This window comes from Corynebacterium imitans (assembly GCF_000739455.1).
GTDB classification, from domain to species: domain Bacteria; phylum Actinomycetota; class Actinomycetes; order Mycobacteriales; family Mycobacteriaceae; genus Corynebacterium; species Corynebacterium imitans.
Genome location: NZ_CP009211.1, coordinates 2196297 through 2220835 on the forward strand (window position 1 = coordinate 2196297; position 24539 = coordinate 2220835).

The following is a 24539-nucleotide window of genomic DNA, read 5'->3' on the forward strand; positions in this document are numbered from 1 at the left end:
CGACATTCAGCGCATTAGCTAAGCAAGCTGCTTGGCAATCCTGCTCGCCTTCTGCGCGATCGCCAGCTCCTCGTTCGTCGGCACGACGAGGACCTTCACTGTGGAATCGTCCGTGGAGATGATGCGCGGGCCGTCGTTCGGCTGCGCGTTGCGCTCCGGATCAACCTTCACCCCGTACATTTCCATGTTGTCCAGCGCGTCAAGGCGAACTTGCTGGTCATTCTCGCCCACGCCTGCGGTGAACGTGATGGCGTCGACGCGACCAAGAGCGATCATGTAGGAGCCAATGTAACGGCGCAGCTGGTTGATGTAGACGTTGTAGGCCAGCCAGGCGTCACCGTTTTCCTCTTCGATCATCGCGCGCAGCTCGCGGAAATCGTTCACGCCCGACAGCCCCTTCACACCGGACTGGCGGTTGAGCAGGTTATCAATCTCATCAATAGTCATCCCGCCCTGTCGCACCAGGTGGAAGATGATGCCGGGATCAATATCGCCGGAGCGCGTCCCCATGACCAGACCGGCCAGCGGGGTCAGACCCATCGAGGTGTCAATGGCATGCCCGTTTTCCACAGCAGAGCAGGACGCACCGTTACCCAGGTGCAGCACGATTTGGCGCGTGTGCAGCGGGTCGCGTCCGATAAGCCCCGGCACCTGAGAGGAAACAAACTCGTGCGAAGTGCCGTGGAAGCCGTAGCGGCGGATCTGGTTCTTTTCTGCCACTTCCGCGTTGATCGCATAGAGCGCGGCTGCCGGCGGCAGGTGCCGGAAGAAGCCGGTATCAAACACAGCCACGTGCGGGATGCCCGGCAGCAGCTCACGGGCGACCTCAATGCCATCGATGTTGGCCGGGTTGTGCAGCGGAGCAAGCGGAATCAGGTCGCGGATCATGTCCACCACCGGGCCCAGGATCAGCTCCGGCTCGGAGAAGACCATGCCGCCGTGCACCACGCGGTGCCCGACCGCGCTGATGTCCAGCTGGGTGGGGCCGATCCCCTTGGTTTCAAGGATGCCGAAGCTTTCCTCCAGCCCAACCTTGTGGTCCGGGATGGAGCGCTGCACCACGTACTTCTGGCCGTTGTGCTTGACGGTAATGCGTCCCTGCTGCTCACCGATCTGCTCCACCAGCCCGGAGACGAAGGGGTCTTCCGAAGCGCTGGATTCCGGATCGACGATCTGGAACTTGATGGAGGATGAACCGGAGTTAATAACCAGTGCGTATGCCATTTACTTTGCTCCTGCCTGAATAGCGGTGATTGCGACGGTATTGACAATGTCCGGCACAGTCGCGCCACGAGACAGGTCATTGACGGGCTTGTTCAGCCCCTGCAGCACCGGACCAACGGCGAGCGCGCCACCAGTGCGCTGCGCGATCTTGTAGCCAGCGTTGCCGGCCTCCAGGTCGGGGAAGATAAAGACGTTGGCCTGGCCCGCGACCGGGGAGTCCGGGGCTTTCTTCGCGCCCACGCCGGGGTCGCACGCCGCGTCGAACTGCAGCGGTCCGTCGACAGCCAGCTCCGGGTTCGCGGCCTTCGCGGCCTCCAGCGCTGCGACGGCACGATCCACGTCCGGGCCCGCGCCGGAGGCACCGGTGGAGTAGGACAGCAGTGCGACCTTCGGGTCGATGCCGAACTGGGAGGCAGTCTCCGCGGAGACCACGGCGATCTCGCCGAGCTGCTCAGCGGTCGGATTCGGGTTCACGGCACAGTCGCCGAAGGCCCAGAGGCGGCCGCGCATGACCATGAGGAAGATCGAGGAGACCACGGACGCACCCGGAGCCGTCTTAATGATCTGGAACGACGGCTTAATCGTGTGCGCGGTGGTGTGCGCCGCACCGGAGACCATGCCGTCTGCCAGGCCCTTGTGCACCATCATGGTGGCGAAGTAGGAGATGTCCTGCATGGTCTCGCGTGCCTGCTCAAGCGTAATGCCCTTCTTCTTGCGCAGCTCCGCAAACTCGGCGGCGAACTCTTCCAGCAGCTCAGACTTCGCGTGGTCAATCACCTGCGCCTTGGACAGGTCCAGCCCCTGTGTCTCCGCGCGGCGAGCAATGTCATCGACGTCGCCCAGGATGGTCAGCTTGGCCACGTCCTTGGCCAGCAGCTGGTGCGCCGCCTTAAGGATGCGATCGTCCTCGCCCTCCGGCAGCACGATGTGCGCCTGGTTCTCCTTCGCGCGCCCAATCAGCCAGGATTCAAATACCTCTGCGCTCATGACGGGCTCGGCTTCGGCCTCTACCTGCAGCGCTGCCGCATCAAGGGCCCCTTGCTTCACGACGCCCGCGAGCACCGCCCCTTTCTGCCCAAACACTTCCTCCTCGTGCCCGGTATTCTCCGGCGTGGGGGTCACTAGCACGACAGGCACGCCGTATGCTGCGGCGACTTCCGCGTCGAAGGTGTAGTCGCCGCTGCCCAAGATGAGCGCGTCGCCTTGCGCGAGTAGCTCCTGGCCGTACGCCTCAGCCAGGGTCTGGCCCTCGACGCGAGCGGCGCGGACACCAAGTGCGTCTGCGAGTGCTGCAATGTCAACGTCATCGAGTGTGCACTTGGCTGCGGTGATGAGCAGTGAGCGGCTATTCGCCATGAGTCCACCTTTCGTATCCAGGCGTATCTGCGGCCTGGTTCGAGTTGCCATAAACAGTGACCAGTGTACCGACGAATCGCGACGTGCAACGCCCCAATGTGCTCTGCTGGCCTGTGCCATTCAGCATAGATCACACCAATTGCTTGAAGAATATACGTCCGGCCCGGCACCCCCGTGGTAGGGAGCGCCGGGCCGGATTTTCGCCGTTGACCGGCTGCGCACGGTACTGCGTCAGCGCAGCGCGGTCACGCTTGGCTTACTTCTGGTCCTTCTTGGAGGAGGTCCAGGTCTTACCGGAAGAACCCTTCAGGGAATCAACCTTGACCGAGCTCTTCGCGTCACCAGGTGCGCAGTTGTCGTAGATGATCGTGCCAGCCAGGATGCCAGCGGCGATCACTGCGAGACCAGCACCGACGGTAGCCAGGTCGAAGCCTGCCTTACGCAGCTGTGCGTTCATCTGGGACAGTGCCTGTGCAGTCTCCGGGTTGAACATGCCCAGGTTCTTCTGGATCTGAGCGTTTGCACGCTCGATGTCCATGGACACGTTCTCCACGAAGTCCGTCAGACCCGGGATGGTCAGCTGGGTAGCCAGGCCGATCGGGATCAGCGCCAGCAGCGGGAGACCGAAGCCAACCGCGGAAGCGATGCACTTGCCCGTATCAGCCGGACCCTGCGGGGCCGGTGCAGGCTTGCCGTCCTGCGGCTTGCTGTTCTTATCGAACGGGTTGTAGCCCTTCTCGGCTTCTTCCTTGTTCGACACACCGTCACCGTCAGCGTCGCCTTCCGGATCCAGGATGGACTTGCCGTCCTGGCCCACAAGCTTGAACTTCGCGTCCGCGCGGTCCGTGGAGCCATCCGCGTACTCGAACTCGACGTCAACGTTCGGCTCAGCAACCGGGGTCAAAGCCTCTACGACCTTGTTCCAGTCCTTCTCGCCCAACTCAGCGAACTGCTTTGCCAACTCCTCGTTGCTCGGAGCCTGACCGGTGATCACACCGTCAGCGTCGTTCGTGAACTCCCAGCCAGTAGCGTTCTCCGGTGCCTTCACGGTGATGGTGGTGTCTGCCGGAACATCCTTCTCACCGAACGGCTTCTTCGAGTCCTTGGACTCGCCCGGCTTCACGACGACTGCATCGCCGTAGTTCGGGTCCTCTTCGCTCGCGGTGGTCGTCTTGCCGTTGTCGTCGCGACCCTTCTCGTGGCCCTCGACCGGAACCTCGATCTCAACCTTGCCGTTCGGCAGATCCGGATCCTCAACAACAACCGTGATCGGACCATCAACATCCTCACCAGGCGTGACGATCACATTACCGTTCTCGTCAATCTCGGCCGGGACGTCCTTGCCATCCTCATCAGTTGCAGACACCTTCGTGTCCTCATCCGGGTTGGTGACCTTCACACCAGAATCCTGCGGATCATCCGTCGGATCAACCGGCTTCACATTGGAATCATCAACCGTGGTCTTGTCATCACCCGGAGTCTCCTCGGAACCGTTGTCATCACGATCCTTCTCGTGACCGTTGACCGGAACCTCGATCTCAACCTTGCCGTCCGGCAGATCCGGATCCTCAACAACAACCGTAATCGGACCATCAACATCCTCACCAGGCGTGACGATCACATTACCGTTCTCGTCAATCTCGGCCGGGACGTCCTTGCCATCCTCATCAGTTGCAGACACCTTCGTGTCCTCATCCGGGTTGGTGACCTTCACACCAGAATCCTGCGGATCATCCGTCGGATCAACCGGCTTCACATTGGAATCATCAACCGTGGTCTTGTCATCACCCGGAGTCTCCTCGGAACCGTTGTCATCACGATCCTTCTCGTGACCGTTGACCGGAACCTCGATCTCAACCTTGCCGTCCGGCAGATCCGGATCCTCAACAACAACCGTAATCGGACCATCAACATCCTCACCAGGCGTGACGATCACATTACCGTTCTCGTCAATCTCGGGTTAAGTGACAAAATGTGTGCTTTTTCGGCTAAGGATTCCCGGCACTGCCTGGGGATACGGCGGGATAATGCTCAATGAATCGGGATTCCCGACCATAGACCGGAAGGTCCACCACTTCAAGCGTTGGATGTGCTAGGGGCACAGGCTGTTAAACCAGCCTGCATGCCAACTCAACACAGAAAGAGAAAACGCAATAGACCCCTGTGCCCGGCATGTCAGCACTCCAGCACAAAAATGGGCACCACCTCCAGCGGAAAACAGCGATGGCGCTGCACACACTGCGGGCACACCTTCACCAACCCCAACTCGGCTAAGACCAACGCATACCGGTTTGCCATCTTCATCGACTGGATCACCGGCCAGCGCCCCCTCGATGCTGTAGCTGCTGTACGCAACGTCTCCAGGCGCACACTGATCCGCTGGTTTACCTACTTCTGGTTCAACGCGACCAAGCCAACTCACCCGACGGCCGGCCGAAAGGCTACGACACCGGCATCGACACCGACTTCAACCCCTCCTGGGCCATCCGACACGGCTGGGCAGGACGAACATAACCCCAGCACAACACCCACAAACCACCCATCCCACCCTCCAAAAAGCACACATTTTGTCACTTAAGTCGACACGCCGAGAAAAGCACACATTTTGTCGCTTAACCCTCAATCTCGGCCGGGACGTCCTTGCCATCCTCATCAGTTGCAGACACCTTCGTGTCCTCATCCGGGTTGGTGACCTTCACACCAGAATCCTGCGGATCATCCGTCGGATCAACCGGCTTCACATTGGAATCATCAACCGTGGTCTTGTCATCACCCGGAGTCTCCTCGGAACCGTTGTCATCACGATCCTTCTCGTGACCGTTGACCGGAACCTCGATCTCAACCTTGCCGTCCGGCAGATCCGGATCCTCAACAACAACCGTAATCGGACCATCAACATCCTCACCAGGCGTGACGATCACATTACCGTTCTCGTCAATCTCGGCCGGGACGTCCTTGCCATCCTCATCAGTTGCAGACACCTTCGTGTCCTCATCCGGGTTGGTGACCTTCACACCAGAATCCTGCGGATCATCCGTCGGATCAACCGGCTTCACATTGGAATCATCAACCGTGGTCTTGTCATCACCCGGAGTCTCCTCGGAACCGTTGTCATCACGATCCTTCTCGTGACCGTTGACCGGAACCTCGATCTCAACCTTGCCGTCCGGCAGATCCGGATCCTCAACAACAACCGTAATCGGACCATCAACATCCTCACCAGGCGTGACGATCACATTACCGTTCTCGTCAATCTCGGCCGGGACGTCCTTGCCATCCTCATCAGTTGCAGACACCTTCGTGTCCTCATCCGGGTTGGTGACCTTCACACCAGAATCCTGCGGATCATCCGTCGGATCAACCGGCTTCACATTGGAATCATCAACCGTGGTCTTGTCATCACCCGGAGTCTCCTCGGAACCGTTGTCATCACGATCCTTCTCGTGACCGTTGACCGGAACCTCGATCTCAACCTTGCCGTCCGGCAGATCCGGATCCTCAACAACAACCGTAATCGGACCATCAACATCCTCACCAGGCGTGACGATCACATTACCGTTCTCGTCAATCTCGGCCGGGACGTCCTTGCCATCCTCATCAGTTGCAGACACCTTCGTGTCCTCATCCGGGTTGGTGACCTTCACACCAGAATCCTGCGGATCATCCGTCGGATCAACCGGCTTCACATTGGAATCATCCACGCCGGTTGGCTTAGCCTCACCTTCAACTTTGAAGGCAGCTTCGCCACGGGCAACAACGCGGCCTTGGGTGAGCGGTTGCCCGTCGTCGCCGACGACCGGGTCGCCGTTCTCGTCGAGAACCGGAACCTCCAAATCCTCGTCGCGCATCACGACTGGGAACTTGAACGTCTTACCAGCCTGGTTAGCATTCGGGGTGAAAGTCACAACACCGGATTTAGGATCAACCTCGACCTGGTCTTCGGCCACACCCAGCGGCAGCTCGCCAAGTTCAAACTTAGCGTTTGCTGGCACCTCCTCGACTTCCTCGGTATCCGGGTTATCAAGAACCGGCTCCGATGTAGCCGCTTCGTCTTCCTTCGCATCTACCTCATTGTAAGCAAGATACTCACGAGCCACAGCGAAGGAATCCTGCGCAAGAACAAGATCGTTCTCCTTCAGCTTCAACCGCGCAGTGAACGTGTCACCAGTATGCGCATCCGCAGGGACCTTTAGCGCACAGCTCGGAATCTTGGTCGCGGAATCAGCCTTCGCCTCGCCACAGGTTTCAACAACGTTGCCGTCCTTGTCTACCCACTCAATGTAGTAAGACAAATCCTCGCTAATCGGCAAACCAGAAGTATCGGTCTCTACTGTCTCGCCAACACGTGCCCAGTTGTCGTAGGTGTTTTTCTCCACCACATCAAACTTCAACGCCTGCGGAGCTAGCGCAATGTTCCAACCCGCATAGACGTCATCGCCATGCAGAATCTTGGCACCATCACCGCCAAAGAACTGGGCGTCACCACCACCCCAGTTACCACCGAAGTTCGGCCCCATCCAGCGACCAAGCGACCACGGATGCATCACACCAATGTTATCCGGAAGCTCATTACCCTTAGCGTCATAAACGCTGACGTAGCTCCAGTCCATATTCACGTGCTTGGACTGGCTGTTACCGTTAAGCCACGACCCCTCACGCCACGAGCCTGCCAGCGTATGCAACTTGCTTGCGGGTGGGTTAATGCCCCCGCCAGTACCAGTATGGTTATTGCCGTACAAGCCCTTCCAGTACAACTTAAACGTACCGTCCGCAGCCGTGGTCGTCGTAACAGTCTCTGCAATCCAAGTATCCGGATCCGCAGCTACCTGCTCATTAATCCAGCGCTGCAAGCCCTCCTCGTCAGCAGGTGTCCACTCATTCTTGTTGCGCGAGCGAAGCTTCTTACCTGCGAAGTTATCCTTGGCATACTCCTCAATTTTGGCCACTGCCTCATCACTGAGGTAGGAACCCACCACCTTCAATCCAGCCGCAGCAACGTCCTTGCCATCTTTTGCGCTGACGGAGTTGTGATTGAGCGCGCCTTGCAACACGTCTAGGTTCCAAAACGCTTTCCCTGCATAGACGCCATGGTTATTGTTGCGTCCTTCATTTTCCGACCATTGGTTTTCCGGCAAGTGCTGCGGCAGCTTGTCCTTTTGCACATACTGGATAGTCATATTCGAAACACGGTTTCGACGCCACTGGCCGTCTCCCTGAGTATTCGGCGTAGTAACAGCACCATAACCTGGGAAGACACCTGCTGCCGGCTGGTGCATCAGACGGTACTTATCCGTCAGGTTTTCCGGGAGCTCGGTCCACACACGGATCTTCTCACGCGCGTGGTCACGCTTGCTACCTGCCCCAGTAGATGCATCGGCTTCAAATTCGCGAGTCACGCCAAGGGCGTCGACATAGGGTGCCATGTTGATAGAAAAGTTGCCGTTGGCATCGGACTCGGTGTAGTACACAGGGGACGTGTGCTCAGAGTTTCTACCCTCGTACCACTGGGCGTACACCTTGACGCCCTCAAGCGGATTGCCCTTAGCCTGAACTGTGCCAAAGCCAATGTTGGCCTCGACGATCTCCTTCACAGAACCAGAAATAGTCCCCTTCTGGCTGGCCTGGCCCGGAGAGTGGATGGCCTTTTCATCGCCTGCTGCCGGAGCGTCTCCTTCCTGCGCATTCGCAACTGCGGCGTACGGGGCCGCAGGGGCTACCGCCTGGGCGAATGGAGTCACCAGGGCGAACGAGAGCGCTGCAGCTGCAATCGTCGTACCGCGACGGCGAGTAATTTGATTCTTCTTCATGCTGTGAAATCTTCCTTCCACGAAGATGTTCTGGACAAAGAGAAAGTCCGAAGGCACGTAGGGCGAACACCCAGGTCAGCCAATAGCGGACACAGCCACACCGACTTTCACGCCTTCAAATCTAGTAAAAATCGCCTGTCACCTGTCCAGTAGTTTTTCAGCCTCAAGTACGGTCTCAGGTTCAAATTCCCCGTCAAAACCGTAGCGTCAAAAGCAGATACCCCAAGCCTGAGCTGCACTTTCGACCCACCACAACACAGAAGCTGCGTTAAATTCACACAAAAACCACCCGGCGACACAGGCACCCATTCCTCGACAGAGGCTAGGTCAACACTCAGCTTTCTCTTACCTGGGATTCGAACTGTAAGATCCTGCCCCACTCTGAATGGCCACCTCCGCAAGCCTCAAGTCACACGTTCGGTCACTCTCCAGAAGCTGAGCCCTCAAAAAAGCCACATCCGGCACTCCCCGCGATCGCCCCACACCATTATCAGTCAGTCCTGTTACGAACGTCCATGTTTTCAGAGCCGAACAAAATTAAATTGTTCTATGAATAGCCCGCACAGCCAGTTCTTACCCCCGCAGGGGGGTAAGAAAGAGGCAACCGCCCCCCCCCCCGAGCAACGGGGTTACTCCCCCGCTTCTAGGTAGCGCGCAGCCTCCGCCGAGCGCTCACGCGCTTCATCTACGGTGTCCGCAGTTGCCAGCACCATGACAGTGTCTTCATGCACCTGGACCGTGACTTCCTCGACCGCCATCGCCTGCGCGATCTGGTCGGTGGTGGGGTTCACGCCGTGGAGGAAGGTGGCGGCACCGGGGGAGGTGAGCGTGACGTCGATAGGCAGACCCGCGGTGGCCCGCGTGTGAAGATCGAACTGGTCTACGCGCTGCGTGCCGCGGGTAAGCAAGCCGTCGGCGTCGGGGCGTGGGGTGGCCTGGGAGAAGTAGACCTCGTCGCCGTCGACAAACAGCTCAATCGAGTACACGCCGCGGCCCGCAATGGCCCCGCTGATGCGCGCAGCGATCGAGCGGGCGTTATCGGCGGCCGCCTGGGAGAGCGCTGCGGGCTGCCAGGTCTCCACGAGTTTGCCGTTCGCGTGGCGGGTGCCGATGGGCTCGCAGAACCACGTGGCCAGCTCGCCGGTCGCCGGGTCGATGGAGCGAGCCGTGAGGATGGTGACCTCGTAGTCGAAGTCGATGTACTGCTCTACTGCCACCGGCTCAGTCTCGCCGGATTCGGACTCGGAGGCGGCGTGCGCCTTCGTCCACGCGGCGCGCAACTCTTTTGGCTCGCGCACAACGGATTGGCCCTCGCCCGCGGTCGAGCGGCCGGGCTTGACCACCAGTGGGTAGCCGACCTCTTCGGCGCAGGTCTCGAGGGCTTCGAGGGAGTCGGCGAACTGGTACGCCATCGTCGGCAAGCCGAGCTCCTCGGCCGCGGTGCGGCGCACGCCCTCCCGATTCCGGGTCATGCGGCAGGCCTCCACCGTGGGGAAAAGCTCGCAGCCGGTGGTCTCCACCAGCTCGCGCAGCTTGGCCAGGTCGGTGCCCTCCCCTGCCACGGTGATGTCCGGGGTCATCGCCCCCGGCGCGCCCTGGGCGAAGGTGCCCACCTGTACCTCGTAGCCCAGGCGGCGGAAGGAAGTTGCGAGCTCCTCCTCCACCTCAGACGTGCCCAGAATCAGCACCTTGGAGCGCTTCGCCGTAGTCATAGGCGCATACTCTATGCCTCGACATTGCCCTGGGCAAACAGGCGCGCTGGGAAAACGCCGCTGGGTTAGCGGGCGAGTACGTCGTTGCGCACGATGGTCTGGTCGCGGCCCGGGCCTACACCGATGTAGCTCATCGGTGCGCCCGAGAGCTCCTCGAGGCGCAACACATAGTCCTTGGCCTTCTGCGGAAGCTCGTCGAAGGAGGTGCAGCCGGTGATGTCCTCGTCCCACGCTGGCATGGTCTCGAAGATGGGCTCGGCGTGGTGGAACTGGGACTGGGTCAGCGGCATCTCGTCGAAGCGCTCGCCGTCGACGTCGTAAGCCACACAGATGGGGATCTCACCGATGCCGGTGAGCACGTCGAGCTTGGTAAGGAAGTAATCGGTGAAGCCGTTGACGCGCGCGGCGTAGCGAGCGATGACCGAGTCGTACCAGCCGCAGCGACGCTTGCGGCCGGTGTTCACACCGACCTCACCGCCGACCTCCTGCAGGTAGTCGCCCCACTTATCAAAGAGCTCGGTGGGGAAAGGACCCGCGCCCACGCGCGTGGTGTAGGCCTTCACGATGCCAAGGGATGCGGTGATCTTCGTCGGGCCGATGCCCGCACCCACGCAGGCGCCGCCGGCGGTGGGGTTGGAGGAGGTGACGAACGGGTAGGTGCCGTGGTCCACGTCCAGCATGGTGGCCTGGCCGCCCTCCATGAGCACGTGCTTGCCCTCGTCGAGTGCCTTGTTCAGCGTGTACTCCGCGTCGATGACCATCGGCTTGAGACGATCAGCGTAGGACATAAAGTAGTCCATCACCTCGTCCGGCTCGATGGCCTTGCGGTTGTACATCTTGACCAGCATCTGGTTCTTCACGTCCAGGGCAGACTCGATCTTCTGACGCAGGATCGACTCGTCGAAAATGTCCTGTACGCGCAGGCCCACGCGCGCGACCTTGTCGGCGTAGGTGGGGCCAATACCGCGGCCGGTGGTGCCAATGGCGCGCTTGCCCAGGAAGCGCTCCTGCACGCGGTCCAGGGTCTGGTGGTACGGGGCAACCATGTGCGCGTTACCGGAGATGCGCAGGCGGGAGGCGTTCGCGCCGCGAGCCTCAAGCCCGTCGATCTCCTCGAACAGCGCCTGCAGGTTCACCACCACACCGTTGCCCAGAATCGGGGTAGCGTTCTCGCTCAGCACGCCGGCAGGCAGAAGCTTCAGCTCGTACTTCTCGCCGCCGACAACCACGGTGTGCCCGGCGTTGTTGCCTCCGTTGGGCTTGACCACATAGTCGACTTTGCCGCCGAGGATGTCGGTGGCCTTCCCCTTGCCCTCGTCGCCCCACTGGGCGCCCACAATGACGATGGCGGACATGTTGACTCCTTATATAGGCAGTAATCCGCGCTTATTGTAGCGTGACCCGTATGCGGCTGATTCATTGCGCGTGCGCAACCACGATTACCCTCCCCGGTGCCGAGCACCACACGCTTGGCGAGGTGCCCTCGCGAAAGGAGCTACGCTTCCTCGACGCCGCCGCCAAGGAGATTCTGCCAGAAGACCCCACCCCCTCACTGGCAGAAATCCAAGCCTCGCCGAACGTCGCACACATGGGAGAGCCCGGCCCAGCCCCGCAACAGCCGAGCGAGCGCCTGCGCGTGGTGGTTTCAGGCTCGGACAAAGCACTGGCCGCCATACTCACCCGCATGATGCGCGGCGACTACCTGTGGGCCGAGGTGGCCTACATCCCGGTAGATACGCACTCCCCCGCCGCGGTGGGCTGGGGACTGGCCGGACTGAACACCGAGGAGTTGTGTGCGCTGGCTACCGACGGGCCGGTGACCCCGTCCCCGTGCGTTCGCACCGATACGGGTGACGTGGTGGCGGGTGCGGCCGCGATCTACCGGGGCGAGGGGGACGAGGAGTACGTGGGCGAAATCGTCGTGGATTCGCAGCGCTTGGTCTACCGCAGCGGCGAAGCGCCATCTGCTCGCTTCTACGGGCAGTTCGGCGCGCGCCTCGTTCCGACGGCTGGCGCGCCGGGGATTGCGTCCACGCCGATCGTCACGCCGCTGGTGGCTGCGGGGCCGGTATCAAGGCGCTCACCTGAGCAGCTCGAGCGAATGTCGCGGAATGCGCTGCTGCGCGGTTTGACGCGCGGGGCGGGCGTGGCACCGGGCCAGACGGACGGGTCGCGGGTGCTCACCGGGCGTGCGCTGCAGTCCGGCGGCGAAGCCATCACGGTGGAGCTGGACGGGGTACGCCGCCCGCGCACGGTTGAGCGGGTGACTTTTTACCGACACTTGCGCGACATCCAAAGCGTGAAAAAGGCCCCCACCGACGACATGTGACATATCTCACATGGTATTTTCTTTACGCTAGCAGTGAGCGAGATGTTATCTCGCTGAGACATTGGACGGGCAAGTTTCGGGCGGCACATGTCGCCCGAATCTAACATTTCCGCAGGTCACAACATTTGGCTGGTGATTGTACCGAGAGCCCGTCGACATGTCACCCGTTCACCTGTTCGATCAGCGATTTTTGACCAGCGCGAGCCCGCCAGCGCTGCACAATTGCCGCAGTCGCCTTACGTTGGATCTTGTTCGCAACGCAGCGGAGCACGCACTCCGCAAAGCACAAGCGACACCGCCCCCGCGGCACAAGCGGCGGGTGGGAGCAATTAGTTAGAACCCAAGAATGAATCCAAAGCACTAAGGAGCTTTTTAGATCATGGCTGAGATCAATCGCATTGAAGATCTTGCAAACGCAACCGCTTTTGACGTTGATGGCGACAAGGTAGGCGGCGTCCAGGACGTCTACGTCAACGACACCTCCGGCCAGCCGGACTTCGTCTCCGTCAACCACGGTCTGTTCGGTGCCGGCACTTCCATCGTCCCGCTGCGCGGCCACACCCTGCGCGACGGTGAGCTGCACCTCGCATTCCCGAAGGACCGCATCGAGGACGCACCGGATCTGGACGAGAACGGTCACCTCACCACCGAGGACCAGGATGCGTTCTACCGCCACTACGGCCTGACCGAGACCAAGGACGTCACCACCTACGACACCGGCCGCCACGCCGCAGCAGGCGCTGCAGGCGCGGGTGCCGCTGGTGCGGCGGGCGCTGGTGCGGCCGCTGGCGAGCGCCGTGACGTTAAGGACGTTGAGACCGACGCTGCCGCTGCAGGCGCTGCTGCAACCGACAAGGATGCGATCATCCGCTCCGAGGAGCAGCTGAACGTGGAGAAGGACCGCGTTGAGTCCGGCCAGGTCCGCCTGCGCAAGTACGTAGTCAACGAGACGGAAACCGTCGAGGTTCCGGTCGAGCGCGAAGAGGTGCGCGTCGTCCGCGAGCCGATCACCGACGCCGACCGCGCAAACTTCGACGGCAAGATCGGCGAGCAGGAGGCATCCGTCACCCTGCACGAGGAGCGCGTCAACGTGAACAAGGAGTCCGTCCCGGTAGAGAAGGTCTCCCTGGAGAAGGACACCGTCCAGGACACCGAGCGCGTCTCCGAGGAGCTGCGCAAGGAGCGCTTCGACACCGATGGTGTTGAGGGCGTTGTCGACGGCGACAAGAAGTAAACACGCTCCACGCTAAAAGTAACCCGGCCGGTTCACACCCGGCCGGGTTTTACTCGTCGTAAAGCTCGGGCGGGTACTTCGGGGTGTGGGAGGTCGGCGCAAGCACCGCCACGGCCGACTCGCGCGACATACCACTGGCCTCCAGCAGGTCCACGATGAGCGAACGAGTCTGCGCCAAAATGGCGTAGGCCGAGAGCACGGCATCCTCCGGCAACGCCTCCATCGAGGCGCGCTGGCCTGTCACACGCAGCTCATTGACAATGCGCGGGATCGCGATGGCCTGCGCCTTACGGGACTCGACCTCGTAGACCTCGGAGAACTCCAGGCAAATCTGCGAGAGCGTGTCGAGCAGTTCAATCTGCTCCTCCGTCACCTCGTCCTTGTCCTCGCACAGCACCAAGGCGCGACGCGCGAGCACGCGGGTCGTGCGCACAGCGTTATCCACCGGCGGGATCACACGCGACAGCGAGTTAATGTAGCGGCGCACGCCCCAGAGGAAAGGCGAGATCCGCGTCGACTCCTTGCCGGACTTGACCGCGGATGCCATCTGGTCGATGTCGGTCTGCGAACCGCGGATGGACTCGAGCGCCTCGTCGATGATCTCGGGGTCGTCGTTGGAAAGGCCCGACGCGACATCGTCAAGCACCGAGCTCAAAATGCCCATCACCTTGGAGATCTCAGCGCGCGCACCCTGCATCGGTGCCTGGGGCAGCACGGCGAGGGTGGCCATGGAGACCGCCACACCAATGATGGCGTCAACCGTGCGGTCTAAGCCGGTGACCTCCGCACCCGGCGGCATGATCGTCGCGATGAGCACTGAGCCGATCGCCACCTGGTTGTTCACCAGCTGCGACTTGGATAAGAACGACGCAATGACCAGCGCCCCGGACACAATCAGCGCGATCTGCCAGCCGCCCTCCCCTAGCCGGTAGAACAATAAATCGCCGACCAGCACGCCGAGGATGCACCCGAGCGCCAGATCCCACGCCTTGGTGAGCCGGTCGCCGCCGGTCATGCCGATCATGATGATGACTGAGATCGGGGCGAAGAACGGGCGCTGGTGGTCAAAAATTTCCGTCGCAATCCAATACGCAATGCCGGAGGCAATACCGATCTGCAAAATCGGCAGCATCCGCTTGCGCACCCGCAGCACCCGCGACTGCAGGGACTTATCCACCTGCTTCAGGCGCTCGCGCGTACTCATCCTCTCTTTGGCCATGCCCAATACCCTAGCCGCTCACCCGGTACCCGGACACGCAAAAGCGCCGCCCCTGAAGCCAGGGACGGCGCTTCGCTGACGCTCAGCAGGCCATGAGGACTACTTCGCCACAGAGCGGCCGACAGCGTGCAGATCCTGGCACGCCTCAATGACACGCTCGGTCATGGAGGCCTCCGCCTTCTTCAGGTAGGAACGCGGGTCGTAGGCCTTCTTGTTGCCCACCTCGCCGTCGATCTTCAGCACACCGTCATAGTTCTCAAACATGTGCGAAGCCACCGGGCGGGTGAACGCGTACTGGGTATCGGTGTCCACGTTCATCTTCACCACGCCGTAGCGCAGCGACTCCTCGATCTTCTCCTTCTCGGAGCCCGAGCCACCGTGGAAGACGAAGTCGAAGGGGCGAGCGCCGTCTTCCAGGCCGAGCTTCTTCGCGGCGACCTTCTGGCCCTCGTCCAGCACCTCCGGGCGCAGCTTCACGTTGCCCGGCTTGTACACGCCGTGGACGTTGCCGAAAGTGGCTGCCAGCAGGTAACGGCCGTTCTCGCCGGTGCCCAGGGCATCGATGGTCTTCTCGAAGTCCTCCGGGGTGGTGTAGAGGTTCGCGCCGGCCTTTGCCTCAACGCCGTCCTCTTCGCCGCCGACGACGCCGATCTCTGCCTCGAGGATGATGTTGGCCTTGCGTGCCTTCTCCAGCAGCTCCTGCGCGATCTCCAGGTTCTCATCGATCGGCACCGCGGAGCCATCCCACATGTGGGACTGGAACAGCGGCAGCTCGCCACGGTCCACGCGCTCCTGGGAGATAGCGATCAGCGGACGCACGTACTCGTCCAGGACCTCCTTCTGGCAGTGGTCCGTGTGCAGCGCAATGTTCACGTCGTAGTGCTGGGCGATCTCGTGTGCGAATGCGGCCAGGGCCAGGGCACCCGCCACCTTGTTCTTCACGCCCAGACCGGAACCGAACTCAGCGCCACCAAGGGAGAACTGAATGATGCCGTCAGACTCAGCCTCGGCGAAGCCCCGAATCGCCGCGTTGATGGTCTCAGAGGACGTGCAGTTGATGGCGGGGAAAGCGTAGCCGCCCTTCTTTGCACTATCCAGCATCTGGTTGTAGACCTCAGGAGTAGCAATTGGCATGGGGAAAAACCTCCAAAGTTGCGGGTAGGTAGTACGTGTTCCAGTATGCCCTTTTTATAGCCCCGGTGCATTGGAAATTCTTGCCGCTGCCTCAAGCAGCATCCAACCGGACAGCTGGACCGACAAATCGCGCTCATCAATCCGCAGAAGCCCGACCGCTTCGCTGATACTCGCCGGGCCCAGCCCGTAGTTGTGCGGCAGCTTCGCATCCTCGGTCCACTCCGCGGCAAACACCGGCAAACCGTCGACTTCGAGGCGATGCTGCCACAAGGACTCTGCCGACGCACGCACGAGGCGGGCGGCAACCCGCTTCGTGGCGATGTTTTCCCGGCTGTCCTCCGGCATCCGCACCGCGACCTCGGCCAGGTAGCGGGCCAGGATGCCTTTGAACAGGCCACCGTCGCCGTCGCCGGACTCGTACTTCGGGCTGATGATCACGCCCTGTGGGGTAGCCAGATGCAGCGCAATCGCCTGCACAATCGCGCGGATGTGCGTGATGTAGAACACGGAGGCGTCGGCGCGCTCGGAGTTAGCGAAAGAGTCGATCGGCTCGTCGTGGGCTAGCCCCACCTCGTCGCGAAGCGCAAGCGCGATCTCCAAGCTCGCGCCGAGGACTGTGCCCTGGTTGTAGGTGTAGATCTTCTCCACCACCTCCGGGCCGTGCATGCGCATGCGGATGCCGTCCTCGAGCAGGCCGTTCTCGCGCACCAGGTTGTCAAAGATCCAGTCGAGCACCTGCCGCGACTTGTCCAACCGGCCCGTGCGCGCGAACAGGATTGCCGCCGGGCCGTTCGAGGGGATGTTGTAGAAGGTCTCGCCCCGCCGCCAGGGCAGCACGCCCGTGACCGGGTCGATGCCCGCGAGCAGGTCGAACTCCAGCTGGTTCAGCGCCTTCGTCCGGCGCACCCCGTCGAGCGCAAGCGCGCGGTTCCACGCTAGTGCCAACCACGCCTTATCGTCGTAGTACTTGTTGGCCGTGAGCTTGCCGCCCGTGCGGTAACTCATCGCGCGCAGCGTGTGCTGTACCCGGTTCCGACGAGCCTTCGTCGGTTCGCGCAGCGCCGCATCCACCTGGCAGTCCAGGTAGTGCGCCTGCCACCAGTAATGCCAGTGCCAGAACAGGCGGTCCTTCGCCCCCGGGGGCCAGGTGACCACCGCCAAATTGGTCCGCGGCATCTTCCACAGCTTCTGCGAATGCCGCTTGTGGATGGCCTGCTCAGCTAAATCGGCACGCCGCGGCCACGGCGACGCGGGTTCTGACACATCTGCTCCCAACACCTACAACGAGCTCGTACGGTCTTTATATTGCCAGAGCAGGCCGGAATATTGCAGAGAAATATCCATCCGGGTTTACCAAGCCTGGCCAAGGTCCGCGTGCTGGCGCACCCACGCGTGCATCGCGATGCCCGCAGCCACGCCCGCGTTGATGGAGCGCGTCGAGCCGAACTGGGCGATCGAGCAGGTCATGCTCGCCGCGTGCTGCGTCTCGTCCGTGATGCCGGGGCCCTCCTGGCCGAAGACGAGCACGCAGCGCTCGGGCAGCTCGGCCGTCTCCAGCGGGACGCACCCGGGGGTGTTGTCGATCGCCACGACGGGGATGTCCTGTTCTTTCGCCCAGGCGGCGAAATCCGCCACGGTTTCGTGGTGGCGGATGTGCTGGTAGCGGTCCGTCACCATCGCGCCGCGGCGGTTCCACCGCTTCCGGCCAATGATGTGCACCTCTTCGGCGAGGAACGCGTTGGCGGTGCGCACCACGGTGCCGATGTTCATGTCGTTTTCAAAGTTCTCGATCGCCACATGGAACGGGTGGCGGCGGCTATCGAGCTCCGCGACGATCGCGTCCATGGACCAGTAGCGGTAGGCGTCGACCACGTTGCGGCGGTCGCCATTGGCCAGGAGTTCCGGGTCCAGGCGGGCGTCGTCAGGCAGCGGGCCCTCCCAAGGCCCGACGCCGTGACGGCCCTCATTCCATTCAGTGGGGCCTTTCGCGGGTTGCTCAGGCAAGGCCCAGATCCTCGAGGCCGAGCAGGAAGCGGTACTCCAACCCGGCGTCCTCGATCACCTTCGCCGCACCGGTCGCGCGGTCGACCACCGTGGCGACGGCGACGACCTCAGCCCCCTCGGCGCGGCATGCCTCCACTGCGGTCAGCGGGGAGTTGCCGGTCGTGGTGGTGTCCTCCACGACCAGCACCTTCTTGCCCACGATGCTCGGGCCCTCAATGCGGCGCTGCATCCCGTGCTTCTTGGCTTCCTTGCGCACCACGAAGCTGTCGATGTCGCGGCCCTGGGCGTGCATCACCGCGGTAGCGACCGGGTCCGCGCCCAGGGTCAGGCCGCCGACGGCGTCGAACTCGAGGTCTTTGGTCAGCTCGCGCAGCTGCGCGCCGATCAGGCGGGACGCCTCGTGGTGCAGTGTGGCGCGGCGCAGGTCAACGTAGTAGTCCGCCTCCTTGCCCGAAGACAGGGTGACCTTGCCGTGGACGACCGCCAGCTCCTTGACCAGGTCTGCAAGCCGTGCTTTGTCTGCTGTGTTGCTCATCTACTCTTCCTCTTTCTCTGGGTCCTTCGTCGGCGCGTCGTCGAAAATCGACGACGGTGCCTGTTCGCGCCGCACACGTGTGAGATCAGTGGACTGTTCCTCCGGCGCGCCGTCTGCAATCGCGGCGACCTCATCGCCGCCGAGGTCGCTGTAATCCACCTGGCCGCGCACCGCGCCGGTGACGCGGGTGGGCATCTCGAGCGGCTCGTCCGGGCGCTGCACGTGCGGCTCGTCCGGCTCCGGGCGCGTGACCGGACGCAGCTGTTCGTCCTGGGAAAGTTGCTGCTCGGGCATGTCGCGGGTGGCAAAACCGAACTCGATCTGGTCGGCGGTTTCGGGCGGGAGGGTACGCGCGGCGTCGGCAAGTAGGGCGAGCGGCGCGAGGGTCGCGTCCCACTCGGCCGCGGCCGAGGAACGATCCATCTCTGCGAGCACCCAATCGGACTCGAACCACGCGGCGGTCACCGCCTCCGGCAGCGAGGAGAGCGCGGTGCGCACCCGCACGTCCAGGAAGCGCTCGACCGCGCCCGCGTGCGTGCCGAGCACGGTGAAGCCTTCGGCCTCGGTCACGGTGATGAGGTCGGCGGAGGAATCCGCGTGGAAACCTTCACGGCGCATATCCACGACCACGTCGCTGATCCGGCCGGTGTCCATCGCGATGACGGTCACCCCACCCAGATCCATGACGTGGGTGGAGTGGCCGTAAATCGAGCCGGAGGCGATGTCCTTCGGCGTCGCCCCGGCAGCGGCGGCACCGCGCTGCCATTCTCCGACCAGCTCATCGCTGTGCTTGGCAAAGGCAAAGCCGTGGCCCTCCGCCCAGGCCCTGCGCTCACGGCGCGATGCGCCCGGGAACTGCAGGCCGGACTTCCGGTGCGCCCGCGGGGCGGGCTTGGGCGCTGGGGCGGGCTCGGGTTCTGGCTCGGGCTCCGGCTCAGGTTCGGGAGCCGGTTTCGGTTCTGGTTCCGGTTCGGGAGCTGGTTCCGGTTCGGGCTCGACAGGCTCGGGCGCCGGTTCGGGAACTGGTTCCGGTTCAGGCTCAGGCTCAGCCGCGCGCGCAGGCTCGACAGGCTCGGCAAGCTCAGCAGGCTCGACGGAGTCGGCGGCGACTGCGGAGTCAGAGGAGGGGCGCTCGCGGGCGTCGCTAAGCCAAAGCGCGACTCCGGCCGCTATGACGAGCAGCGCTACAACAATGAGTAAAGGTGCCATCGCGAACTGATGTTACTGCCTTGCCGGGCGCGGCCGTTACACGTCCGTGGCAATCGGGTTGGACTTCTCCGCGCTCCACTGCGACCAGCCGCCCACGTAGTGCGTGACCACGGGCAGGCCGACGTGCTCCATCACCGCGATCAGCAGTGCGGAGTGGTTGCCGGAACCGGAGTAGACGATGACCTCGGCCGGGTCGGTGTTCTGGGTGAGTCCCACTTCGGCGAGGCGGCCGCGGATTTCCTCGACCGAGCGCAGCGTGCGCGTCTCCTTATCGAACAGGTCGTAGACCGGCAGGTTCAGCGCGCCCGGGATATGGCCCGCGCGCAGGTCCAGGTTTTCTTTGCGGCCGGCGAAGCGGTCGGCGCCGCGGGCGTCGATAAGCAGGCCCTCGAACTCGCGCACCTGCGACATCTCCGCAGTCGGCATGCTGCCCGGGCGGGTGGGCACCTCGCGCCTGACTGCAGGTGAGCCGGGGCCCGCGAGTGTCTGGAAGCCGCGGCGATCCCAGTCGGCGAAACCGCCATCCAGAATGTGGATGTCCTCGATACCCATCCAGCGCAACACCCACCAGGCACGCGCGGCGTACAAGCAATTGCCCTGGTCATAGGCGATCACCGGGCGCCCAGGACCAATGCCCCACATGCGGATGGCCCGCTCGACAACCTCCGGTGCGGGCAGCGGGTTACGGCCACTGCGCGAGCCGGGCAGGCCGGCGAGGTGCGCGGCCGGGTCGCAGAACTGCGAGGTCGGGATATGTTCGGACCGGTACTTGGACACGGCCTTGCCTTCCTCAGGCTCCCACAGGGACGCGAGGATGGTGTTCTTCTCCCCGGCGCGGATACGCAGCCGGAGGTCTTCCGCGGAGACAAATACGCTCATGGCTGCCAGTGTAACCGGCGGGCGCTCACCCCACAGGCCAACCGGTTAAGCCATGTAGCCGGGAGCCTGCTGGATCACGCCATCCGCCTCAAGCCCATCGAGCCACTCGCGAATGCCCTCCATCGGGCAGTCCGGCCCAATGCTCGCCGCGAGCATCCCGCCGGGGCCGATCTCGACGCGGCACCCGAACGCCAGGAGCGTCTCCGCAATCTCGTGCGGCTGCTGCTCTTCCGGCAGGATGCGCATTGTCGACGCCCCGCCACGCACCAGCACCCGGTCAACGTGCCAATTGCCGCCAACACGGACGCACTCGACGATGTCGCCCACGGCAAGCGAGACGTCTACAAAGGGGACGCTCGCCACCACGAAGTGGTTCCCGCCCAGGTTGTGCGCGGCCAACTGCTCATTTTCCACCCCGGGCATAGCCACCCGGGTGAGAATGGTGGTGGGGTACTGCATGTCTCGCAGCCTACCGCGCGCGTCAAGTGGGCGGGGGTGTTTTGGGTTGCGCGCTAAGATGAGCGCGTGACGAGTTATCTAGCCCCTACAAAGAAGGTCCGGGTCGCTGACCTGGTACAGAAGAAAGCAGCCGGAGAAAAGTGGGCCATGCTCACCGCCTACGACTACTCCACCGCCCGCGCGTTCGCCCAGGCCGGCATCGAGTGCATGCTGGTCGGCGACTCCGCCGCGAACGTGGTCTACGGCTACGAGACCACCAACCAGGTCTCGGTCGACGAGATGGTCTATCTCGGCGCCGCCGTGGTCCGCGGAGCCGGCAACGCTCTGGTTATCCTGGATCTGCCCTTCGGCAGCTACGAGGCCAGCGACGAGCAGTGCGTCCGCACCGCCACCGACATGATCCACCGCACGGGCGCGCACATGGTCAAGCTCGAGGGCGGCGTGCGCATCGCCCCGCGCATCCGCGCGCTGAAAAACGCAGGCCTTGCGGTGTGCGCGCACGTCGGGTTCACCCCACAATCCGTCGACAGCTTAAGCGGCTTCAAGGTGCAGGGCCGCGATGAGAGCGCCGGGCAGTTGCTTGCCGACGTCAACGCCGTCACCGACGCCGGCGCAGACCTCATCGTCTTCGAAATGGTCCCCGCAGCGCTCGCTGCGGAGATTACACGCGAGTGCCCCGTCCCCACCGTCGGCATCGGGGCCGGCCCGGACACCGACGCCCAAGTGTTGGTCTGGCACGACATGGCCGATCTGCCGGAAGGCGACCACCGCGCACGCTTCGTCCACCGCTTCGGCACCATCGGCGCCGACCTCACCGCGGCGGCGGCCGCGTATAAGCGCGCCGTGCACACCGGTGAGTTCCCGGCTTCAGAGCACAGCTTCTAGCCTCAGCTGATCTGGATCGGCGCGTTGTCCAACAGGCGGGTCGAGCCGACCTTGGCAGCCACCAGTATGCGGGCCTCTCCGGTAAAGCCGGCGGGAAGTTCGCCCAGGTCGGGCGCGGTGGTGACGAGGTAGTCGAGGGTGAGGTTGGGTGTGGCGTCGAGAAGCGAGCGGGCTTGCTCGAGGCTTCCGGTTTGCAGCGCTTTGGGGAGTGCGAGCGCGGTCTGACGCTCGGCCGCGCTGAGGTAGCGGTTGCGGGAAGAAAGGGCGAGCCCGTCGGCATCGCGCACGATCGGGCAGCCATGGATGCGCACCGGCATGTGCAGATCCTCAACCATCTGCCGGATGAGCGCGAGCTGCTGGTAGTCCTTCTCCCCGAAGAACGCGTCCGCCGCGCCCGTGAGCGCGAACAGTTTTGCCACCACCGTGAGCACGCCCGCGAAGTGCGTCGGACGGCTCGCGCCCTCCAGAACCTGGCCGAGCGGGCCCGGGTGGATCGTCGTGCGCGGGCCGTGCGGGTACATCGTCTCCGGGCTGGGCGCGAACACGGCCTCGACGCCCTCCGCCTCCAGCTTTTCCACGTCCTCGGCGAGTGTGCGCGGGTACGCGTCCAAGTCCTCGCCCGGCGCGAACTGCAGCGGGTTGACGAAGATACTCACCACCACCGGGTTGCCTAGGGATTTTGCGTGTTTGACCAGGGCGAGGTGGCCATCGTGGAGCGCTCCCATCGTGGGGACCAGGGAAACGGGGGCAGCGCCGAGGATGTCTTTGAGCGCTTCGGGCGTGTGAACAAGGTGTGTCATGTAGATGATTATGGAACGTGCCAAGCAACTACGAGGATTTGCGCAGGTGCAAGGTGACGCCCGTCTCGCGCATCATCTCAAATGTGTCGGCTGTATCCACCCCCATCGCCAAACAGGCATCCGGGATAAGAATCCTTTTCCGTGAGTGTGGTTGTGAGCGCTCATGGGTTACCAACGTATGTTGATGCTCACGAGCGTAAGCAACGAGAAGATAATCAGCGTGGTTACCTACAAAAGCTTGGATGGCCTCCGCCCGGTATGACCCTGAATAGGCCCACTGAGAAAGCGGCTGGAAATGCTTCGTCGTTGGCTGATCAATCGCCCTAAAGAAACCAGGATTTGCGCGTGTCCACTCAGCGAGCTCCTCATTGCCCTGTAGGAGTTCATCCCGGACGGCTTCGATGCTGCACACTAAGTCCTGCCGATACGCATCCTCGAGCCAATCCCAGAACCCAGGCGCGAGGTCGAAAGCGTAATACCGATTCTTGGCCTCGATGAGGATGTTGGCGTCGAGCAGGAACATCACGCAACCCCCAATTCCTCTGCAAGATTCTCAAACGTTGCGTGTTTCTTCGTACCGAGCAACTGGTATGCATCCCGGTACGCGGTGGAACCCTCCAAGGCGCTCGCTATGACCGCTCGAGAGAAACTGCGACTGAGACGCAGTGGCTGGGTGTAGTAATAGTTGCCACCGCCATCGCTGCGTCGCCCGTCCAAAAAAGACATGACACGCTGCTTCTCTGCTTCATACGCCTCGATGTATTCATCCCAAGTAAGAGCCTTGGCATCAAAAAGACGTTTGAGAATGACCAGCGTACTGACGCGGTAGGTCCTAGCAAGGCGCTCCAACTCATCGACGCTCACGAGGCCCTGGAACTCCTGAACCAAAGCATGCAACGGAACAAGGACCTCTGCAGCGACCTGATTGCACCAGAGCTCAGCTTTAGGGCCGTCTTTAGCTGTCATGGCGGCATCAGAGAGTGCGCTGCCGCCTAACCAAATGTGTGCCAGCTCGTGGATGAGTGTGAAGATCTGGGCTGCCTTGGTGTCCACTCCGTTGACAAAAATCAGCGGGGCAAGAGGGTCCGCCAAAGCAAATCCTCGGAACTCGCTAGGATCTAATTTCCGATGTGGATCGGAACCAACGACACCACTCACCATGACCAAAACGCCGACAGCCTCGATCCGGTCAATCAACTGACGCAAAGCATGCTCCCAATTCGGGAAAGTGGCACGTTCATCAAGGCCAAAATCTAACGCGCCCCGAATCTCGCTCGCGACTCCTTCAACTGGCTCCTCCACTGTGGTAGCACCAACGAAAGAGACTTCGTCGAAACCGTTCATCAAGGCATGTTCGCGATACCAGTCTTGGCGCTGCTGGCACTGGTAGATCGTGTCAAGGAGATCCGCCGAGGGTTGCTGAACCCCAACGTTGCCCAACGTCCTCATATCCGGGATTGGAACCGCTTCTACCGGCGGTTCCGGAAGAAAAAGCAGCCCCAAAGGCGTATGAGTAGCGTTTGCAAATTTTTCTAATTGCTTGAGTGTGGGACGTTCCTCTTGAGAGAGCCATACGTCAAGCTTCGGAGCACGGCGAACAGTAGTGTCCTCATCCCAGCCGCTCCGTCGAACAGCCCACCGAAGAACCTCTGGAGCAACATCCACTCGCACTACCATTCCGCTCACCTCCACCGACCTTCTGGATCGACCTATGTAGACATCATCATACGTTTCTTTGACGCTCGTACACGGG

21 protein-coding genes are annotated in these 24539 nt (G+C 62.3%); 4 read left to right on the top strand and 17 right to left on the bottom strand.

What is annotated here, in order from left to right:
• Positions 1-18: 18 nt before the first annotated feature.
• The 3 genes from CIMIT_RS10300 to CIMIT_RS10310 all read right to left on the bottom strand — a co-directional run bounded on the left by CIMIT_RS10300 (position 19) and on the right by CIMIT_RS10310 (position 4516).
• Entirely contained in the window at positions 19-1224 is a 1206-nt protein-coding gene (locus CIMIT_RS10300) for an acetate kinase (protein WP_038592575.1), read from the bottom strand.
• Positions 1225-2580, bottom strand: coding sequence for a phosphate acetyltransferase (gene pta / locus CIMIT_RS10305; RefSeq protein ID WP_038592577.1), 1356 nt, complete (start codon positions 2578-2580; stop codon positions 1225-1227).
• Positions 2581-2836: 256 nt separating this feature from the next.
• On the bottom strand, positions 2837-4516 hold the full coding sequence (locus CIMIT_RS10310; protein WP_038592581.1) for a hypothetical protein: 1680 nt from the start codon (positions 4514-4516) through the stop codon (positions 2837-2839).
• A 186-nt stretch (positions 4517-4702) separates the two neighbouring features.
• On the opposite strand from CIMIT_RS10310, the gene CIMIT_RS13140 reads away from it, so the two are divergent.
• Positions 4703-5158: an IS1/IS1595 family N-terminal zinc-binding domain-containing protein gene (locus tag CIMIT_RS13140; protein WP_456236324.1), complete on the top strand. Its 456-nt coding sequence runs from the start codon at positions 4703-4705 to the stop codon at positions 5156-5158.
• Between the two features lie 34 nt (positions 5159-5192).
• Here the strand turns inward: CIMIT_RS13140 and CIMIT_RS10315 are convergent, their stop codons facing one another.
• From CIMIT_RS10315 to CIMIT_RS10325, 3 genes are all read right to left on the bottom strand, one after another.
• Positions 5193-8387: a hypothetical protein gene (locus tag CIMIT_RS10315; protein ID WP_038592584.1), complete on the bottom strand. Its 3195-nt coding sequence runs from the start codon at positions 8385-8387 to the stop codon at positions 5193-5195.
• Positions 8388-9016: 629 nt separating this feature from the next.
• Positions 9017-10099, bottom strand: a complete 1083-nt coding sequence (locus CIMIT_RS10320) for an ATP-grasp domain-containing protein (RefSeq protein WP_038592587.1) — start codon at positions 10097-10099, stop codon at positions 9017-9019.
• Positions 10100-10164: 65 nt separating this feature from the next.
• Complete coding sequence (locus tag CIMIT_RS10325) at positions 10165-11454, bottom strand: adenylosuccinate synthase (protein ID WP_038592590.1); 1290 nt, start codon at positions 11452-11454, stop codon at positions 10165-10167.
• Between the two features lie 50 nt (positions 11455-11504).
• On the opposite strand from CIMIT_RS10325, the gene CIMIT_RS10330 reads away from it, so the two are divergent.
• The gene (locus CIMIT_RS10330; RefSeq protein WP_038592594.1) at positions 11505-12428 is read left to right on the top strand and encodes a hypothetical protein; all 924 of its coding nucleotides are present in this window, start codon (positions 11505-11507) and stop codon (positions 12426-12428) included.
• 379 nt (positions 12429-12807) lie between these two features.
• The gene (locus CIMIT_RS10335; RefSeq protein WP_038592596.1) at positions 12808-13662 is read left to right on the top strand and encodes a PRC and DUF2382 domain-containing protein; all 855 of its coding nucleotides are present in this window, start codon (positions 12808-12810) and stop codon (positions 13660-13662) included.
• A 49-nt stretch (positions 13663-13711) separates the two neighbouring features.
• Here CIMIT_RS10335 and CIMIT_RS10340 read toward each other — a convergent pair whose 3' ends face one another.
• The 8 genes from CIMIT_RS10340 to CIMIT_RS10375 form a co-directional block, all read right to left on the bottom strand.
• Entirely contained in the window at positions 13712-14881 is a 1170-nt protein-coding gene (locus tag CIMIT_RS10340) for an FUSC family protein (RefSeq protein ID WP_038592598.1), read from the bottom strand.
• Positions 14882-14980: 99 nt separating this feature from the next.
• On the bottom strand, positions 14981-16015 hold the full coding sequence (gene fbaA, locus CIMIT_RS10345; RefSeq protein WP_038592603.1) for a class II fructose-bisphosphate aldolase: 1035 nt from the start codon (positions 16013-16015) through the stop codon (positions 14981-14983).
• Between the two features lie 54 nt (positions 16016-16069).
• Positions 16070-17278, bottom strand: coding sequence for a glycoside hydrolase family 76 protein (locus CIMIT_RS10350; protein ID WP_038592606.1), 1209 nt, complete (start codon positions 17276-17278; stop codon positions 16070-16072).
• An 87-nt stretch (positions 17279-17365) separates the two neighbouring features.
• Entirely contained in the window at positions 17366-18019 is a 654-nt protein-coding gene (locus tag CIMIT_RS10355; RefSeq protein WP_038592610.1) for a TrmH family RNA methyltransferase, read from the bottom strand.
• A complete protein-coding gene (gene pyrE, locus CIMIT_RS10360; protein ID WP_038592613.1) occupies positions 18012-18554 on the bottom strand; it encodes an orotate phosphoribosyltransferase in 543 nt (180 codons plus the stop codon). The genes CIMIT_RS10355 and pyrE overlap by 8 nt, the downstream gene beginning before the upstream one ends.
• Positions 18555-19763, bottom strand: a complete 1209-nt coding sequence (locus CIMIT_RS12895; RefSeq protein WP_038592616.1) for a type III secretion system chaperone family protein — start codon at positions 19761-19763, stop codon at positions 18555-18557.
• A 36-nt stretch (positions 19764-19799) separates the two neighbouring features.
• Complete coding sequence (locus CIMIT_RS10370; RefSeq protein WP_038592619.1) at positions 19800-20642, bottom strand: sulfurtransferase; 843 nt, start codon at positions 20640-20642, stop codon at positions 19800-19802.
• Positions 20643-20687: 45 nt separating this feature from the next.
• The gene (locus tag CIMIT_RS10375) at positions 20688-21101 is read right to left on the bottom strand and encodes a DUF4265 domain-containing protein (protein WP_038592622.1); all 414 of its coding nucleotides are present in this window, start codon (positions 21099-21101) and stop codon (positions 20688-20690) included.
• A gap of 66 nt (positions 21102-21167) precedes the next feature.
• On the opposite strand from CIMIT_RS10375, the gene panB reads away from it, so the two are divergent.
• Positions 21168-21986, top strand: a complete 819-nt coding sequence (gene panB / locus CIMIT_RS10380) for a 3-methyl-2-oxobutanoate hydroxymethyltransferase (protein WP_038592625.1) — start codon at positions 21168-21170, stop codon at positions 21984-21986.
• 2 nt (positions 21987-21988) lie between these two features.
• Here the strand turns inward: panB and panC are convergent, their stop codons facing one another.
• From panC to CIMIT_RS10395, 3 genes are read right to left on the bottom strand one after another with little or no spacing between them, the layout of a single operon-like run.
• Positions 21989-22786: a pantoate--beta-alanine ligase gene (panC, locus tag CIMIT_RS10385; RefSeq protein WP_038592628.1), complete on the bottom strand. Its 798-nt coding sequence runs from the start codon at positions 22784-22786 to the stop codon at positions 21989-21991.
• A gap of 28 nt (positions 22787-22814) precedes the next feature.
• Positions 22815-23309 (bottom strand): DUF4411 family protein, encoded by a 495-nt coding sequence (locus CIMIT_RS10390; protein WP_038592638.1) that lies wholly within the window; start codon positions 23307-23309, stop codon positions 22815-22817.
• Positions 23309-24451, bottom strand: a complete 1143-nt coding sequence (locus CIMIT_RS10395) for an ImmA/IrrE family metallo-endopeptidase (RefSeq protein ID WP_236620829.1) — start codon at positions 24449-24451, stop codon at positions 23309-23311. The genes CIMIT_RS10390 and CIMIT_RS10395 overlap by 1 nt, the downstream gene beginning before the upstream one ends.
• Between the last annotated feature and the right edge of the window lie 88 nt (positions 24452-24539).

Bases quoted from the DNA above. Each gene is read 5' to 3' on its own strand.
- panC (WP_038592628.1), bottom strand. From the start codon at position 22,786: ATGACACACCTTGTTCACACGCCCGAAGCGCTCAAAGACATCCTCGGC.
- CIMIT_RS12895 (WP_038592616.1), bottom strand. From the start codon at position 19,763: ATGGCACCTTTACTCATTGTTGTAGCGCTGCTCGTCATAGCGGCCGGA.
- CIMIT_RS10320 (WP_038592587.1), bottom strand. From the start codon at position 10,099: ATGACTACGGCGAAGCGCTCCAAGGTGCTGATTCTGGGCACGTCTGAG.
- CIMIT_RS10300 (WP_038592575.1), bottom strand. From the start codon at position 1,224: ATGGCATACGCACTGGTTATTAACTCCGGTTCATCCTCCATCAAGTTC.
- CIMIT_RS10325 (WP_038592590.1), bottom strand. From the start codon at position 11,454: ATGTCCGCCATCGTCATTGTGGGCGCCCAGTGGGGCGACGAGGGCAAG.
- CIMIT_RS10315 (WP_038592584.1), bottom strand. From the start codon at position 8,387: ATGAAGAAGAATCAAATTACTCGCCGTCGCGGTACGACGATTGCAGCT.
- CIMIT_RS10330 (WP_038592594.1), top strand. From the start codon at position 11,505: ATGCGGCTGATTCATTGCGCGTGCGCAACCACGATTACCCTCCCCGGT.
- pyrE (WP_038592613.1), bottom strand. From the start codon at position 18,554: ATGAGCAACACAGCAGACAAAGCACGGCTTGCAGACCTGGTCAAGGAG.
- CIMIT_RS10335 (WP_038592596.1), top strand. From the start codon at position 12,808: ATGGCTGAGATCAATCGCATTGAAGATCTTGCAAACGCAACCGCTTTT.
- CIMIT_RS10390 (WP_038592638.1), bottom strand. From the start codon at position 23,309: ATGTTCCTGCTCGACGCCAACATCCTCATCGAGGCCAAGAATCGGTAT.
- CIMIT_RS10340 (WP_038592598.1), bottom strand. From the start codon at position 14,881: ATGGCCAAAGAGAGGATGAGTACGCGCGAGCGCCTGAAGCAGGTGGAT.
- CIMIT_RS10375 (WP_038592622.1), bottom strand. From the start codon at position 21,101: ATGCAGTACCCCACCACCATTCTCACCCGGGTGGCTATGCCCGGGGTG.
- CIMIT_RS10370 (WP_038592619.1), bottom strand. From the start codon at position 20,642: ATGAGCGTATTTGTCTCCGCGGAAGACCTCCGGCTGCGTATCCGCGCC.
- pta (WP_038592577.1), bottom strand. From the start codon at position 2,580: ATGGCGAATAGCCGCTCACTGCTCATCACCGCAGCCAAGTGCACACTC.
- CIMIT_RS13140 (WP_456236324.1), top strand. From the start codon at position 4,703: ATGCCAACTCAACACAGAAAGAGAAAACGCAATAGACCCCTGTGCCCG.
- fbaA (WP_038592603.1), bottom strand. From the start codon at position 16,015: ATGCCAATTGCTACTCCTGAGGTCTACAACCAGATGCTGGATAGTGCA.